Source organism: Dehalogenimonas sp. W (genome assembly GCF_037094495.1).
In the GTDB taxonomy this organism is placed as follows: Bacteria; Chloroflexota; Dehalococcoidia; order Dehalococcoidales; family Dehalococcoidaceae; genus Dehalogenimonas; species Dehalogenimonas loeffleri.
This window is the reverse complement of record NZ_CP146612.1, coordinates 118825-134399: the sequence shown is the minus strand read 5'-3', so window position 1 is coordinate 134399 and position 15575 is coordinate 118825. Positions and strand designations below refer to the sequence as shown.

13 protein-coding genes are annotated in these 15575 nt (G+C 54.9%); 8 read left to right on the top strand and 5 right to left on the bottom strand.

What is annotated here, in order from left to right:
• Positions 1-103 precede the first annotated feature (103 nt).
• Positions 104-334 carry a hypothetical protein gene (locus V8247_RS00595; RefSeq protein WP_338737714.1) on the bottom strand — a complete coding sequence of 77 codons (231 nt, stop codon included), beginning with the start codon at positions 332-334 and terminating at the stop codon, positions 104-106.
• Between the two features lie 186 nt (positions 335-520).
• Here V8247_RS00595 and pyk point away from each other — a divergent pair, with 186 nt between their 5' ends.
• The 6 genes from pyk to V8247_RS00565 all read left to right on the top strand — a co-directional run bounded on the left by pyk (position 521) and on the right by V8247_RS00565 (position 6372).
• Positions 521-1951, top strand: a complete 1431-nt coding sequence (pyk, locus tag V8247_RS00590; RefSeq protein ID WP_338737712.1) for a pyruvate kinase — start codon at positions 521-523, stop codon at positions 1949-1951.
• 106 nt (positions 1952-2057) lie between these two features.
• Positions 2058-2606, top strand: a complete 549-nt coding sequence (locus tag V8247_RS00585; protein WP_338737710.1) for a PadR family transcriptional regulator — start codon at positions 2058-2060, stop codon at positions 2604-2606.
• Between the two features lie 17 nt (positions 2607-2623).
• Complete coding sequence (locus V8247_RS00580) at positions 2624-3619, top strand: ATP-binding cassette domain-containing protein (RefSeq protein ID WP_338737708.1); 996 nt, start codon at positions 2624-2626, stop codon at positions 3617-3619.
• Positions 3619-4413 carry an ABC transporter permease gene (locus tag V8247_RS00575; protein ID WP_338737706.1) on the top strand — a complete coding sequence of 265 codons (795 nt, stop codon included), beginning with the start codon at positions 3619-3621 and terminating at the stop codon, positions 4411-4413. Before V8247_RS00580 ends, V8247_RS00575 begins: the two co-directional genes overlap by 1 nt.
• A gap of 11 nt (positions 4414-4424) precedes the next feature.
• Positions 4425-5108, top strand: a complete 684-nt coding sequence (locus V8247_RS00570; protein ID WP_338737704.1) for an ABC transporter ATP-binding protein — start codon at positions 4425-4427, stop codon at positions 5106-5108.
• Positions 5098-6372: an ABC transporter permease gene (locus V8247_RS00565; protein ID WP_338737702.1), complete on the top strand. Its 1275-nt coding sequence runs from the start codon at positions 5098-5100 to the stop codon at positions 6370-6372. Before V8247_RS00570 ends, V8247_RS00565 begins: the two co-directional genes overlap by 11 nt.
• A gap of 193 nt (positions 6373-6565) precedes the next feature.
• On the opposite strand, the gene mutS is transcribed toward V8247_RS00565, so the two are convergent.
• Positions 6566-9118, bottom strand: coding sequence for a DNA mismatch repair protein MutS (gene mutS / locus V8247_RS00560; protein WP_338737700.1), 2553 nt, complete (start codon positions 9116-9118; stop codon positions 6566-6568).
• A gap of 89 nt (positions 9119-9207) precedes the next feature.
• On the opposite strand from mutS, the gene V8247_RS00555 reads away from it, so the two are divergent.
• Positions 9208-10026 (top strand): Cof-type HAD-IIB family hydrolase, encoded by an 819-nt coding sequence (locus tag V8247_RS00555; protein WP_338737698.1) that lies wholly within the window; start codon positions 9208-9210, stop codon positions 10024-10026.
• Here the strand turns inward: V8247_RS00555 and V8247_RS00550 are convergent.
• Entirely contained in the window at positions 10023-10862 is an 840-nt protein-coding gene (locus V8247_RS00550; protein ID WP_338737696.1) for a DUF6544 family protein, read from the bottom strand. The two genes, V8247_RS00555 and V8247_RS00550, sit on opposite strands and share 4 nt — an antisense overlap.
• 40 nt (positions 10863-10902) lie before the next feature.
• Positions 10903-12717 (bottom strand): excinuclease ABC subunit UvrC, encoded by a 1815-nt coding sequence (gene uvrC, locus V8247_RS00545; RefSeq protein WP_338737694.1) that lies wholly within the window; start codon positions 12715-12717, stop codon positions 10903-10905.
• A gap of 149 nt (positions 12718-12866) precedes the next feature.
• On the opposite strand from uvrC, the gene V8247_RS00540 reads away from it, so the two are divergent.
• Positions 12867-13073 (top strand): hypothetical protein, encoded by a 207-nt coding sequence (locus V8247_RS00540; protein ID WP_338737692.1) that lies wholly within the window; start codon positions 12867-12869, stop codon positions 13071-13073.
• On the opposite strand, the gene recG is transcribed toward V8247_RS00540, so the two are convergent.
• Entirely contained in the window at positions 13070-15538 is a 2469-nt protein-coding gene (gene recG, locus V8247_RS00535; RefSeq protein WP_338739384.1) for an ATP-dependent DNA helicase RecG, read from the bottom strand. The genes V8247_RS00540 and recG overlap by 4 nt on opposite strands.
• Positions 15539-15575 lie beyond the last annotated feature (37 nt).

The following is a 15575-nucleotide window of genomic DNA, read 5'->3' as shown; positions in this document are numbered from 1 at the left end:
ATGATTATATAACGGGAGGGGCGGGGAGGCAATCATTATTTTTCAGTTGTTTCAGGTTAGCCGGCCAGTATGCCGGGGAAAACTTTAGTTTATATTGAGCGATTTACTCCGGTATCGCGCCAACGAACTCCGGAGAGTTGACGTCAAAAGTAAAATGCTTGATTTCCACCTCATCACCGTGGGCCCCGGGCACCTGTTCAAAGGTGCGAACCCGTAAAATACTGCCGGTATATTCTTCAACTTCAGCGTCAGTCAGGGTATCAATGATGTAATTGCCTTTGGCATCCTTGCCGGTGCGGTAGGAAATGGAAATGCGATCGCCTTTTTTAAGCATGACCTGCCTTTTCAGAAGTGACTATTTGACACATATATTATAGCATGCGATTCAAGAGTGCCAATCTGGATTAATACTTTGAATCACGGCTGACAATGCCGTCTGATTTTGGTCATGAAATGCATGCCGGGGCTTGATATTATTTTATATCTTGAGTGAAGGCGGTTCATGTGTGATAATTTTAATATGAAACAGAAAATTGACCGCCGAACCAAGATAATTGCCACCATCGGGCCGGCTTCCGCCGCACCGGAAGTGCTGGCGGAGCTGATAACGGCCGGGATGAATGTGGCCCGGTTTAACCTGTCTCACGGTTCACTGGATGAGCATGAAGAGCAGGTCAGGCGGGTACGCGCCGAGGCAAAATGTTTAAAGGCGGCGGTGGCTGTGCTGATAGATATACCCGGCCCCAAGTACCGTACCGGTGCGCTGGCGGCTGGCAGTGTCTGGCTGGTAAAGGGTGAAGAGATCATTTTGACTACCAGAACGGTCGCCGGATCTGAAAAGGAAGTATCCGTTAATCTGACCGCGCTGCCCAAAGATGTCAGGCCGGGTGACCTGGTCCTACTGGACGACGGGGCAATCCAGCTAAAATGCCGGGAAATCAAGGGTGAAGATGTGTTTTGCACCATTTTGGTGGGCGGCGCGCTGACCGGCGGCCGGGGCATCGCCATTCCCGGTCGCAAATCCAGTGTACCGTTTATGACAGAGGCGCTTAAAAAGTATCTTGACTTTGCCGTGAACCAGCGGCCGGATTATTTGGCCCTTTCGTTTGTCAGCCGGGCTTCGGAAATCCGGCACGTGCGTCAGATTTTAAAAAAATTAAAGGCCGATATTCCCATTATCGCCAAAATTGAACGAGGGGCGGCGGTAACGGTTTTTGACGCTATCCTGGCTGAGGCCGATGGCGTCATGGTGGCACGGGGTGACCTGGGGGTGGATATACCGCTGGAGCGTCTGCCGCTGGTGCAGAAAGAAATTATTCATAAGTCCAACAAGGCCGGTAAGCCGGTGATCACCGCCACTCAGATGCTGGAATCCATGATCTCCGCCGCCCGGCCGACCCGGGCTGAAGTCACCGACGTCGCCAACGCCATTCTTGATGGCAGTGACGCGGTGATGCTTTCGGCGGAGACCTCTATCGGCAAGTATCCGGTTCAGGCGGTAGCAATGATGGCTGCTGTGGCCCTGGAAACCGAAAAAACTTTGCCGTATGACTTATGGATAACGGAGCGCGATTCCTGGCTGACCGGGCAGACAGAGGAATTAATCAGTTACAATGCCATTCTGACCGCGCGCCGGCTGGAGGCGGCGGCTATTGTGGCCTTCACCTCATCCGGCTCCACAGCCGGCCGGGTGTCCAAGTACCGGCCCAGCGCGCCGATACTGGCCATTTCCCCCAACGGTGACATCTGCCGCCGTCTTATTCTGAACTGGGGAGTTCAGGCCAGCCAGATACCGACTCCCAAAACAGTTGATGATTTGTTTGTGACCGCCGTAAGGCTGGTCAAGAAACTTAAACTGGCCAAACCAGGTGATAAGATTATTGTCACCGGCGGTGTTCCCATAGGTATTGCCGGCACGACTAATCTGCTGAAGGTGCAGGAAGTAGATTAGGCAGGATCCCGACCACAGGATCAGGCGATTCGGTAAATCAGCTTTGACGTAGTTTATGCAGGTCTGATTTTGACCAAATCAAAACGATATGTTACGATATATCGTAATGAATATTTTACATAGATTATGCATTCGGCGGCACATGGCCCCCGGCTGGCCGTCGTTCGGTCCGGGGCGGGCGCACCGCTTTTTTGAAAAGGGTGTCCTCAAGTTTATTTTACTGGACATGCTGCGGGAAAAGCCCAGCCATGGATATGATTTAATCCGGGAAATGGAGGAACGGTCTCACGGCTTTTATACTCCCAGTCCGGGCAGTATTTATCCGGTGCTGCAAAAACTCCAGGACAACGGTATGGTCAGTTCCGAGGATCAGGAAGGGCGCAAGACCTATACCATCACCGAGGCCGGCCTGAAATTACTCAAGGAACGCCACCTGGTTATTGACCATCTCAAGCATATCTCGGAACACCGGATGCAACAGTTCAACAAGGCCGAGTGGCAGGACACTATCGGCGACTTGCAGCGTCTGCGTCAGTTGTTCGGCAAAAAGATGGGTAATTTATCCCAGCGGCAGATATCCGGCATCAAGAAGAGCATCGCCGAGGCTTGCCGCGACATTGAGAAAATTCTGGAAGAGCCAAATGATGAAAATTAAAAGAGCCAGGGGGTTGCATGGCTGATAACAGCAAGTCACCCATAATTGAAGTATCCGGGCTGCATCGCTCCTTCGGAAAACTGGAAGCGGTCAAAGATGTCAGTTTCACCGTTGGTGAGGGGGAGATATTCGGTTTTCTGGGACCTAACGGGGCCGGGAAAACAACCACCATCAACATCCTGTGTACGCTGCTTCTGCCGACCAGCGGCAACGCCAAAGTCAACGGTTACGATGTCATTATGCAGACTGATGACGTCCGACGTTCTATTGGTCTGGTTTTTCAAGAACCGACGCTGGATGACTACCTGAACGCGGAACAAAACCTGCGGTTTCATGCCTATGCTTATGGAGTGCCGCCGGCGGAGCGGGAGACCCGGATCCGGGAACTCATGGAGATGGTGGAACTGTGGGACCGTCGTAAAGACCAGATCAATACTTTTTCCGGCGGGATGAAGCGGCGGCTGGAAATTGCTCGGGGCCTGATCCATCAGCCCAAAGTACTGTTTCTGGATGAGCCGACGATTGGCCTGGACCCGCAGACCCGCCGTAATATATGGGATCATATCAAACGGCTGCAAGAGCAAACCGGTCTGACCATTTTCATGACCACCCACTATATGGAAGAAGCCGAGAACTGTGACCGCATCGCTATTATTGATTATGGCAAAATTGTGGCGCTGGGCACTCCGGAGAAGCTCAAGGACAGTGTCGGCGGGGATCTGGTGACCATCAAGACCGCCGACAATAATGCCGCTATAGCCGAAATCCGGCAGCAGTTCGGTATTGAAGCCGGCCTCAAGGACGACAATGTGGTCTTCAGCGTGCAGCACGGCGAGCAGTTTTTGCCGGAATTCGTCAGGCAATTTACCGGCAGTTTGTTGTCGGTCGGCATTCGGCGGCCGACACTGGATGACGTTTTCCTCAAGCATACCGGTCGTGAGATTCGGGCGGAAGCCGCCGATCCGCTGGCCATGATCAAACGGCAACGACGGATTCAGGGGGGAATGCACTAATGACTATGGTATATCGTGCGGTCTGGGTTACCGCGTATCGGGAGTTGCTGCGGTTTTTCAACAACAAGACCAGGTTGATATCCTCGTTTACCATGCCGGTGCTGTTGCTCATCGTTTTTGGTGCCGGTTTCACCAATACTATCGGCGCACTGTTGCCCGGTGTCAATTTTACCCAGTTCATGTATCCCGGTATTATCGCTATGACGGCCTTTCAGATTTCGCTGATGAGCGGTTTATCCATCGTCTGGGACCGGGAGTTCGGCTTCCTGAAAGAAGTGTTGGTGGCACCGCTGCCGCGCAGCGGCATTATTGCCGGCAAAGCTATCGGCACGGCCATTGTTGCTTTGTTCCAGGGGCTGATCATGCTGGTACTGGCACCTTTTCTTGATGTGCCGCTGGATGTGGCTCTGGTATTGCAACTGATACCGGTGCTGGTGCTGATTTCACTCTCATTCTCCGGCATGGGGCTTTTGCTGGGTTCCCGGATGAAAAGTCAGCAGGGTTTCCAGATGGTGATGCAGGTATTGTTGTTGCCCTTGATGTTTGCCTCCGGGGTATTTTTTCCACTGGGCAATGTGCCGGCCTGGCTGGGAGCGCTGTCCAAGGTAAATCCGCTGACTTACGGTGCCGATGCGGTAAGGCAGCTGTTTCTGGGCGCACCGGCCGATGGGTCGGTCATCGGGGTAACGGTATTTAATCATACGATGAGCGTGATGGATGATATGATGGTGGTGGTGGCGTTCGGTCTGGTATTTCTATTAACGGCGGCGGCGGCATTCAGCCGACGCGACTGATTGAGGAGTAAATGATACAAGTAGAAAATTTGAAAAAAGACTACCGGCTGGGCGAGGAAACGGTGCATGCATTGGCCGGGGTGAGTTTGGAGATTGAAAAGGGCGAATTTGCCGCCTTTGTCGGGCCTTCCGGCTCCGGCAAGAGTACGCTGCTGCACCTTATCGGCGGGCTGGATACCCCTTCCTCCGGCAGTATCGTGGTTGACGGCAAGGATTTGAGCCGGGCTTCCGATGGGCAACTTGCGGCTTATCGCAACCACAATATCGGGTTTGTTTTCCAGGCATTTCATCTTCATCCGACCTATTCGGCCGTTGAAAATGTGGCTATTCCGCTGATTTTTGCCGGACTGGGAAAGACAGAGCGCCTAAAAAAGGCCAGGGAGGCGCTTGAAGCCGTGGGCATGGCACACCGGGCTGATCACCGGCCTAACCAGCTTTCCGGCGGCGAACGCCAGCGCGTGAGTATTGCCCGGGCTTTGGTGACCGATCCCGGACTGATTGTGGCGGATGAGCCCACCGGCAATCTGGATACCGCCAACGGTGGCCGGATAATGGATTTACTGGGCGCCCTTAATAAGGAAAAGGGCATTACGCTGCTGGTGGCGACCCATGATGCCGAACTGGCCGGCCGGGCGCGCCGGGTGGTGAATTTACGAGACGGACTGATTACTGGAGATACCCAGCATGAAAATTAACGAATTATTAAGTATGGCCTTTTCCAACCTGTGGCGCCGCAAGTTGCGTACCTCGCTGACGGTGCTGGCCGTGGTTATCGGTGCAACGTTGATCTCACTGGTGGTATCGCTGGGGTCGGGTTTGCAGTCTTTTGTGGTCGGGCAGTTCGGGCTTAATTTTCCTGACACGGCCATAATTGTTTCCTCCGGGCAGGAACTCAGCGGTTTCGGTGGCGGCGGGCCCCAGGAAATCAAGACGACGGAGACCATCGTAGTCAATCCGTTCACTCCGGACGATGTAACGGCCTTAAAAGCCATTCCCGGCGTGGAGCGGGTGGATTATCTGGTTAATGTTTCCGCACGATATATTCAACCTGAGACCTCCGGCAAAATATATACCGTCAGTGTGAGCGGAGTGGCCGGATATGAAGCCGCCATCAGGCCGCTGTTCCAGGGTGACACGTTTAAGGATGGCGACACCGGTGTCGCCCTGATTGCCTACAACTATCTGGAGGCTTTCGGCTGGCCGGATGACGGTTCAGCTGTGGGGCGTACCATTACCATCAATGTCGGCACCCAGAACGCTTATACGCTGGAGTCGCGGGATTATACCTTTACGGTGGCCGGCGTCATAGATAAACAGGTTTCCAGTGCCGAAGTGCTGATCCCTCAGGCGGATGCTATTGAAATGGCGCGCTATTACCAGGGCAATCCGCAGCGGTATTCCGAAGCCCAGCCGGGATTTTTTCTGCAGCTGAAGGCTGATACTGCTGAACAGGTACCGGCCATTGCCCAGGCGGTTAAAGATATGGGCTTTTCCGCTACTACTCCGGAAGACATACTGGCGCAGATAAACAGCGTTTTCGGCGTGATTCAGGTTGGTCTGTCGGCTTTCGGGGTGATTGCCCTGATTGTGGCCGCCATCGGCATCATTAACACATTGCTGATGGCCATCCATGAACGGACCCGGGAGATTGGCGTGATGAAAGCAGTGGGAGCCACTCGCGGCAACATCCGCTGGCTGTTCACCACCGAGGGCGCTACATTAGGCTTTCTGGGCGGGGCCATCGGCGGCGGTTTGGCGCTGCTGGCCGGACAAGCGCTTAACTTCATTGGAGCACGAACCTTCCTGTCGGATTTCCCCGGATTTGAGTTGACGGCCTTTCCGGTTTGGCTGATTCCTGGGGTAATATTATTAACCACCGCCGTCAGTCTGCTGGCCGGGTTGTATCCCGCCGGGCGTGCAGCCAGGCTGGACCCGGTGGAGGCGCTGCGGTACGAATAACAAAGGGTGGCGATAGATCCGTTTAAGTAGATACAAATTTACGCGGTGGCTGGATTTTCGTTGTCTTCCAGCCACCGCAAATGGTTAGTATTCACGTATTCGCAGAGTTGGGCTAAGTCCTGTTTGGTGCGAATAATATGTTCGTAGTGATTTCTTTGCCAGACTTGGATGCCCTGTTATCCTCCGTGGTCATTCATTCCACTATATCCTTCAGCTCGTATAACTTCTCCAATGCCTGACGCGGCGTCAGGGCATCCACATCTAATTTTGCCAGTTCAACAGCGACCCGGGGCTGTGGCGGCTGGAACAGGGACAACTGTGGCGGGGCTTGTTTACTTCGGGCTGGTTGGGCTCCTGTTTTTAGGGATTCCAATTCCAGCAGGACTTCATTAGCCCGTTTTATGACCGGTTTGGGCAGACCAGCCAGTTTGGCCACATGGATGCCGTAGCTTTTGTCCACACCGCCCGGCACGATATGGTGCAGGAAGACCACTTCTCCCCGGTCTTCAGACACAGCGACATTGAAATTGCGAATGCCCGGCAGATGGTTGGCCATGGCAACCAGTTCATGATAATGAGTGGCGAAGAGTGTTCTGGCGTGCAAATGGGTATGGATATATTCCACTACAGCGCGGGCAATGGCCAGCCCGTCATAAGTGGACGTACCGCGGCCGATTTCATCCAGAATCAGCAGGCTTTTGCCGGTGGCATTGGTCAGGATATTCGCCGTTTCTACCATTTCCACCATAAAGGTGGATTTACCGGCAGCCAGATCTTCGTGGGCGCCGATACGGGTGAAAATACGGTCGCACAGGCCGATTTCGGCGGCGGCCGCCGGTACAAAGCAACCTATCTGGGCCATGAGCACAATCAGCGCCGTTTGCTTGAGATAAGTGGATTTACCAGCCATATTGGGACCGGTAAGAATCACCAGCAGCCCTTTGTCTACCGACAGCGTGGAGTCGTTGGCGATAAATTGACCGGGCGGCAGGCCGGCTTCAACCACCGGGTGCCGGCCGCCGACAACGAGCAGGTCGGAACTGTCAGTGATGGCAGGCTTAACATAACTATTGGCTGCTGCCACTGAGGCAAAGGCGGTCAGTGTGTCTAATCTGGCGACGGCGTCGGCCAGCGCCAGCAAGGACTGATGAAATTCGGTGATTTGACCCAGTATGCGGCGGTAGATGGCTGTTTCCATATCGGCCAGCCGTTCGCGGGAGCTAAGGATTTGGGCTTCATATTCCTTCAGTTCCGGTGTAATGTAACGTTCAGCATTGGCCAGTGTCTGCTTGCGTATGAAGCGTTCCGGAACCTGGGCCAGATTAGCGGCGGATACCTCCAGATAGTAACCGAAAACCTGATTGTAGCCCACTTTGAGATTTTTGATGCCGGTGGCGGCTCTTTCTTCGGTTTCCAGCCGGGTGATATATCCTTTGGCGCCGGTAGCCATATCGCGCAATTCATCCAGTTCTGCGGAAAAACCAGCACGGATTGTGCCGCCTTCGCCCACCGTGCCTGATGGTTCGGCTTCAAGACCTTGTTCAATTAAGGCAATCAGGTCGGTGTGTTCCTTGAGATTGGCTTTAAGTTCGGCAACTGACTTATCGTTCAGGGCACGCCCCAATTCCGGAGCCGCCTCCAGGGATCGTTTGAGAGCGATGATTTCCCGTGGCAGGGCGGAACCGGCGCGGACCCGGTTGGCCAGGCGTTCCAGATCAGTGAATGACTTCAGCCACCGCTCCAGTTCAGCCAGCACTTGGTGCTGGCTGAACAGCCAGTCCACCGCGTCCTGACGTTCCCTGATGGACGGGATACTTAACAAAGGTTGTCCCAGCCACCGCCGCAGCAGGCGGGCGCCCATTGGAGTGCGGGTAACGTCCAGGATACCCAGGAGGGAGCCGGCCGTATTCCGAGTGGTGGCGTTCTGAAAGATTTCCAGATTGACGACGGTGTTTTCATCCAGCGCCATATAATCACTGACGGAGTAAGCCGACAGATGACTGATGCCGTTAACTGCTCCCTGGTGGGTTTCCCGCAAATAGCTGATGACGGCACCGGCGGCCGCAGTGGCCAGCGGCAAGGCGGCGACCCCATATCCTTCAAGGGTATTGACGCTGAACGTCTCTTTGAGCAATTCGGCGGCTGATTCCGGTTCAAAATCCCGGGCGTCAGCCCGGGTCAGAGGAGTTTTAAAAATCGGTTGGAAAAGGCTGTCCTGCGGCAGAATTATCTCGGCCGGACGCAACCGTTCCAGTTCTGATTCTATTCTTGCCAGCGGCATCTGGGCGGCCGCAAATTCGCCGGTGGAAATATCAATAAAGGCGATCCCGGCTTCACTGTCTCCGGGGGCCACTGCGGTCAGATAATTGTTCCGCCGGCCGTCCAATAGACCCGGTTCCACGACAGTACCCGGCGTGACCAACCGCACCACCTCCCGTTCCATCAAGCCTTTATTATCATCCGGGCGGGTGGTCTGCTCACAGATTGCTACCTTGTGGCCGCGGCTGATGAGCCGCGCCAGGTAATTGTCCACCGCATGGTACGGTATGCCGGCCATGGGCACCTTGACGCCTTTCCCCATTTCGCGCCCGGTCAGGACGATTTCCAGTTCCCGGGCGGTAATTTCGGCATCGGTGTCAAAGGTCTCGTAAAAGTCCCCCAGCCGGAAGAAAACAATGGCTTCCGGGTAACGTTTTTTGATGCTCAGGTACTGGGCGCGTAACGGCGTGAGGCTTGATTGGCTCATGGCGGTTATTGTACCTGATGGCGGCGGCGGCTGTCAGCATTTAAGACGGAATTTCTGGTATTATTTGAAGTCTTGACTGGGGGGATTGATTGAAGCTGAAATACGAATTACTGGTTGTGGATATTGACGGAACACTGGTGAACGCCCGCGGCGGTATTTCCGAGGCTGATAAGACCGCTATCGCCGGGGCACAGGCCGCCGGCGTCAAAGTGGCGCTTTCAACCGGAAGGGTCATTGAAGCCAGCCGGGGGGTTATCGCTGAGCTTGGTTTGAACGGCGTCCATATTTTCTTTGACGGGGCCCTGGTATATGACCTGAGCCGCCGGGAGACGGTGCATATGCAGCCGATCAACTCAGCGACACTTCAGTCCGGAGTGGCCTTTGCCCGGGCTAATGATGTTTATCTGGAGCTTTACGCCATTGACCGCTACTTTGTGGAGGAGATAACCTGGGCGGATAAAATTCATCGTGAGTTCTTTGGCCTGCGGAGTACACTGGCTGATTTTGATGACATAATCGGGCAGCAAACGATTATCAAGTGTGAACTCATGGTTCATAATGACCTTGAAGAAGCCAAAGCCCGGTTATTTATGGAACACTTCAACGGCCGGTTGCATGGTTCCGAAGCCCGGACGCCGGCCTATCCGGAGATGAAATTTATTAATGTAGTAGACCCCGGTGTTTCCAAGGGTGCGGCTTTGGACCGGCTGGCGGAACATTTTGGCATCGGACTGGATCGGGTTATGGCTATCGGTGACGGCACCAACGACCTGCCACTCTTGGCGAGAGCCGGACTGAAGGTGGCGATGGGTAATGCCCGTGACGAACTAAAGGCTGTTGCCGACCATATTACCCTCGGAGTGGAGGAGTCCGGCGTAGCGGCAGCGATAGAGCGTTACCTGATTTAATCGCCTGGCGGCAGGTTAAACGCGGCCTCGCTGATGGCAAGCTGGATATACTCAAAATCACCGTCCGGGGCGTTCCAAACGGCTCTGGCCGCGGTGGGTATCCGGTAACCGCCGAACTCCTGATAATTACTGAAATTTCCTGACCACGGCTCCATTTTTCCGCTGTCGGAGCGAAAGCGCTCCGGCGCAGCGAAACCGGTAATTTCATCTTGTTCGTTGAAATAAAAAGTGCCGGATGCGCTCAAATCGCCGTCGGTAATGGTAGCTTTGGCGGAACGGTCATCAATATTGTCCCAGTGGATGTTGTCGGCCAGCAGGGCTGTCGGCAGCCACGGCAGTTCGGATAGATGGCGCAGAATTGAGGCGTGATCCATTTCCCGGCTCTTAACGTCAAAGAGGGGGAGAGCGGAGAGTATCTTAATCAGCATGTTGCCTTTGTGGTTCTGATATCGGTCGCGGGCGGTAATCCAGGCCGGGCCCAGCTTCATTTTGGCGTCCCAGATAAATCCGGCCGGTTGAACCGAATAATACTGGCGGGCGTCCAGTTTGATCCAGCGGTCATTAAAACGCATTCTGCCGTTTTGTTTGAGACGGGCGGTGCTGATACAGGCGGCGCCTTCCTTGACCGCTTTCAGCATGAAACGGCGTACCGGAGGCGGCAATTTGTCCGCGTCGGCGCGGTTGAACGTCTTGTTCAGCGGTGTTGCAGCGTTCAACAGCTTATTTATTTCCTGCTGTCTGGCGGTACTCCATTCCTTAATCCGTTTGGCGATAAAGATGCCGATCAGGACGGCCAATAGAAAATCAACGACAAAAAAACCGATTATCCAGTCCACTTATTGCTCCCGTGGTCATTATTGCTTAGGTACCTGAAGATTATAGACTCTCCTTAATCAGCCGGGCAAGCTGCGGGGTGATGCCTTTGACTGCAGCCAGTTCTTCAGTGGAAGCAGCTCTGACGCCCGACGCCGAGATAAATTGCTTAATCAAAGCCCGCCTTTTAGCCGGGCCGATACCGGGAATAGCGTCCAACGCGGAACCAACGGCTGCTTTCTGACGCAGATTAGTGTGGTAGCCGAGGGCGAAGCGGTGGGCTTCGTCTCTAATCCGCTGCAACAGCCGCCGGGCGGCAGAACGCTCGTCCAGCAGTATCGGGTGGGACTGCCGCGGCAGGAATATTTCCTCACGCTCCTTGGCTAACCCGATGACGGGCGTCTTACCGGCGTCCTTATCTATAAGGGCTTCCACAGCCGCTGACAGCTGGCCCTTGCCGCCGTCAATGAGGATCAGGTCCGGCAAGACCCATTTACCTTCGCTGTCATCTTTGGCGTGGTTGAAGCGTCTGCCGATAACTTCTCTTATCATGCTGAAATCGTCAGCGCCTTCAACAGTCTTGATACGGAAGCGGCGGTAATGCCTGGAATCCGGTTTGCCGTCATTGAAAACCACCATGCTGCCGACCGCCAGCCGGCCCTGAATGTTGGAGATATCGTAGCCCTCAATGCGTTGAGGCGGCGCGGCCAGTTTCAAAACGTCAGCCAACTCGTCCAGGGCGGCGCGGGCATCGTCCGCGCCGGTCAACAACCGTTTGAGCTTGTGGTGTTCCAGTCCCTGCCGGGCATTGTCTTTGACCATATTCAGCAGTTCCACCCGCGGCCCCCGTTGAGGCACCACCAGCTTCACCCGACTGCCCCGGCGGTGAGACAACCACTCTTCCAGCACTGTCTGGTCGCCGGGCGGTGTTTCCAGCAGAATCAGCGGGGGCAGATGAGCGGCGTTACTGTAAAATTGCCCGATAAAGCTGGACAGCACCGTTGACGGCGGTTGTTCCCGGGTGCCTTTGAGCAGAAAATGTTCCCGGCCGATGAGTTTGCCGCCGCGGATGAAAAACACCATGACAAAACTTTCATCGCCATCTTGTGTATACGCGATAGTATCCAGTTCAACCCTGGCCTTAATGGCAATGCGCTGCGCGGCAATGACCTGTTCAATATCACGCACCCGGTCCCGAATCTGAGCGGCGCGTTCAAACTCCATTTTAGCGGCGGCTGCCGTTATCTCCTGCCGCAGACGGCGCACCACAGTTTCCTGACGTCCCTCAAGAAATAAGGTTATCTGGTCAATGGATCGGTGGTAATCTTCTGCTGCCACCCTGCCGGAGCAAGGGGCCGGACAGCGACCCATGTCATATTCCAGGCACGGGCGTTTGACTGTCTTCAGATTTTTGGTACAGGAACGGAAAGGAAAAATACGACGCAGCAGCTCCAGAACCTCACGGACGCTTCGGCTGTCGGTAAAAGGTCCGAAATAACGGCCGTCTCCCTCAATATATCGGCGGGTCACTTCCAGCCGAGGCCATTCGCCGGCGGTGATATGCAGATAGGGGTAGCTTTTGTCATCCTTGAGCATGATGTTATAGCGGGGGCGATGACGCTTGATCAGGTTTAGTTCCAGAATCAGCGCTTCCTGCTCCGAGCCGGTAACAAAATATTCCAAATCACGGATGTCGGCCACCAGCATCGCGGTTTTGCCGTCCAGTTTTGAAAGGTTACGAAAGTATGAGCGGACACGGCTCTTGAGGTTCACCGCTTTACCGACATAGATGATCTGGCCGCGTTCATCTTTCATCAGATACACGCCCGGGCCCGACGGCATTTGCCGGACTTGTTCGTCTATATATGGGGTGGTCACTTTATTATTTTAACATAACATTTGCCGGAAGACTTTCCGGACAGTACCTAAGTAACCGATAAATTAGCCCTTTCGGGGGATACCCAACCAGGCATTATTATTTAACAATTAGCGGAACGGTTCTGGTGGCTGCCGGCGCAGGAGGAATGATGAACAGCACAATCTATCGCTGCCCCAGGTGTGAACAGCCCTTTGTTTTTACGGACCCACTAATAAGCGACGGAGCCGGAGGAGTTACCCGGCTGCTTCATGTTTGCCGGCGATGCGGTCAGTATCTGTGTAATCCGGAGGCGGCGCTGGATAAGCCGTTGCAGCCCGAAACTTTGAGCCGACGGCTCACCATGGTCAGCCCCTAGCTCCATTCACCAGTCTGCGGCCAGACCCGAGTCAGCTCCTCATACAGGCGCAGGTGTTCCGGCTGTTGCAACCGGGGGTCTTCCTCAAATAAACGGGTGGCTTCGGCGCGGGCGGCCTCCAGTATCGGAACGTCGGAGAGACGGGCCATCTTGAGGTCCGGCAGACCGGACTGGCGGGTGCCGAAGAATTCGCCCGGTCCGCGCAATTTCAAATCTTCCTCGGCCAGGACAAAGCCGTCCTGGTTTTTTTCAATCACCGACAGGCGGGCATTGGCTACGTCTGAAGGATTTTCTGCCAGCAGCATGCAATAGCTTTGCTCCTTGCCGCGGCCGACACGGCCACGGAACTGGTGTAATTGCGACAAACCGAAGCGGTCGGCGGATTCAATCAGCATTACGGTAGCGTTAGGTACATCTATACCCACTTCAATGACCGGAGTGGATACCAGAATATCCAATCTGCCGGCACTAAAAGCACTCATCACGGAGTCCTTCTCCGCGGCGGACATCCGCCCGTGTATCAGACCGAGCCGGAATTCCGGGAATATCTCCATTTTCAGTGTTTCATATTCCGCCGTCGCCGCCTTGGCCTGAACGGCCTCTGATTCCTCCACCAAAGGGCAGATAATGAAGGACTGCTGCTTCAGATTGACCTGTTTCCTGATAAAGGCATAAGCACTGGCCCGTTGCTCCGGTTTGAGCCACCGCGTCCTGATGGGCTGGCGGCCTGGCGGTAGTTCGTCAATGACGGAGAGGTCAAGGTCGCCGTAAAGAGTCAGGGCCAGCGTTCGGGGAATGGGGGTGGCGGTCATCACCAGCAGATGGGGGTTGGTACCTTTCTGCCGCAGACTCTGCCGTTGCTCCACGCCGAAACGGTGCTGCTCATCAATCACTGCCAGACCTAATTGCTTGAATTTCATGGACTTCTGAATCAGGGAGTGAGTGCCGATGACCAGGTCAATCTCGCCGGATTTTATGCGGTTGCGGATGACCGTCTTGCCGGATTCTTTGGCGTCCCCCAGGAGCAGGGCGACTGTCAGTGGTCGGTCCGGCAGAATACCCAGGTAGCTGACTGTATCCCCGTTATCCTGTTTAGCGGTTGCCAGCCGCGCCAGCATGCCGTTAACGGACTTGAAATGTTGATCTGCCAGTATTTCGGTCGGCGCCATGAAAGCCGTCTGGTAACCTGAGGCGACCGTCATCAGAATCGCGATAGTCGCCACCACGGTTTTGCCGGAGCCGACATCGCCCTGAAGCAGGCGGCTCATGGCTTCCTTCCGTTTCAGGTCAGCAAGGATTTCGTTTAATGAACGGCGTTGCGCCCCGGTCAATTGGAATTCAAGCGTACTAAGGAATCTTTCCAGTAATGATTGGTCGCCCGGTATCGGTATGCCGGGTTGGGAAACCCGCCAGGCCCGTTTTCTGGCCATTACGCCTAATTGTAGCACCAACAGTTCATCAAAGGCTAAACGCCTGCGGGCTTCATCCTTGGCGGTTTCACTGTCCGGGAAATGCGCCTGGGCCACGGCTTCCGGCAGCGACAACAATCCCCGGCGGGTCCTGATGGACTCCGGCAGATAATCAACCAGCGAAGGGGCAAAACCGTCAACCGTTTCCTTCATCAGCCGGCGCACCATGCGGGGATACAGCCCGGCGGTCAGCGGGTAAACCGGTGCCAGACGTCCGGTATGCACCAGTTCCTTGTTTTCCAGTTTTTCCCATTCCGGAGATTCAAAGACCAGCGTGCCTTTAAAAACGGTGATTTTTCCGGAGAGAACCAGCCGGTCATTGGCGTGAATCTGTCGTAACAGGTAGGGGTTGTTGAACCACAAAGCCCTGATATTGCCGGTATCGTCGCCCACGATAGCCTCGGTAGAGCGGCGGCCGCCCGGGGTGGTCAGCCTGACCTCCCATACCGTAGCCACGATGGTTTGTTCCGGTCCGGGCGATAGTTCAGCGATGCGGGTCGTCCGGGAATAGTCCAAATGCCGGCTGGGGAAGTGATACAGCATATCCCGGACGGTCTCAATGCCCAATTTTTTGAATTTGGCAGCGGTTGACTGGTTGACGCCCTTGAAAGCTGTTACCGGAATGTCCAGTGCTGCCGGAGGGTGGATCGCGGCACCGGCTTTTGGCTTTGGAACCGCCGGGGTTTCAAAAACAAGCCTGGCGCTTTCAACTGATTCAGCCACACCGGGATTTTGCGGCTGATTAAGCTCTTCAATGAAGCCCAGCAGGGTGTCCAGTGAGGCTTCCCGATCGGCAGCGGGGATTCCGGCATAATTGAAACCGGTCAGACGAACCTTGAGCTGGGTCAGTTTGGTTCGGTCGGTGAGGGATTGGGCGGCTTCATCAACCCAGACAGCCAGAAACCGGTCCAGTCCGCCGATAACGGCGGTGTTCTCAAAGCCTTTAGTGCGTTCCAACGCAACAACAGCGCGTAACTTTTCGGTACTCAGAGGCATGGGTAGATTATAACCCATGAGCCGGCTTTGTTCACGA

What these genes read in the sequence shown, in the direction of transcription:
- V8247_RS00595 (WP_338737714.1), bottom strand. Translation starts at nt 334, where the DNA reads ATGCTTAAAAAAGGCGATCGCATTTCCATTTCCTACCGCACCGGCAAG.
- pyk (WP_338737712.1), top strand. Translation starts at nt 521, where the DNA reads ATGAAACAGAAAATTGACCGCCGAACCAAGATAATTGCCACCATCGGG.
- V8247_RS00585 (WP_338737710.1), top strand. Translation starts at nt 2,058, where the DNA reads ATGAATATTTTACATAGATTATGCATTCGGCGGCACATGGCCCCCGGC.
- V8247_RS00580 (WP_338737708.1), top strand. Translation starts at nt 2,624, where the DNA reads ATGGCTGATAACAGCAAGTCACCCATAATTGAAGTATCCGGGCTGCAT.
- V8247_RS00575 (WP_338737706.1), top strand. Translation starts at nt 3,619, where the DNA reads ATGACTATGGTATATCGTGCGGTCTGGGTTACCGCGTATCGGGAGTTG.
- V8247_RS00570 (WP_338737704.1), top strand. Translation starts at nt 4,425, where the DNA reads ATGATACAAGTAGAAAATTTGAAAAAAGACTACCGGCTGGGCGAGGAA.
- V8247_RS00565 (WP_338737702.1), top strand. Translation starts at nt 5,098, where the DNA reads ATGAAAATTAACGAATTATTAAGTATGGCCTTTTCCAACCTGTGGCGC.
- mutS (WP_338737700.1), bottom strand. Translation starts at nt 9,118, where the DNA reads ATGAGCCAATCAAGCCTCACGCCGTTACGCGCCCAGTACCTGAGCATC.
- V8247_RS00540 (WP_338737692.1), top strand. Translation starts at nt 12,867, where the DNA reads ATGAACAGCACAATCTATCGCTGCCCCAGGTGTGAACAGCCCTTTGTT.
- recG (WP_338739384.1), bottom strand. Translation starts at nt 15,538, where the DNA reads ATGCCTCTGAGTACCGAAAAGTTACGCGCTGTTGTTGCGTTGGAACGC.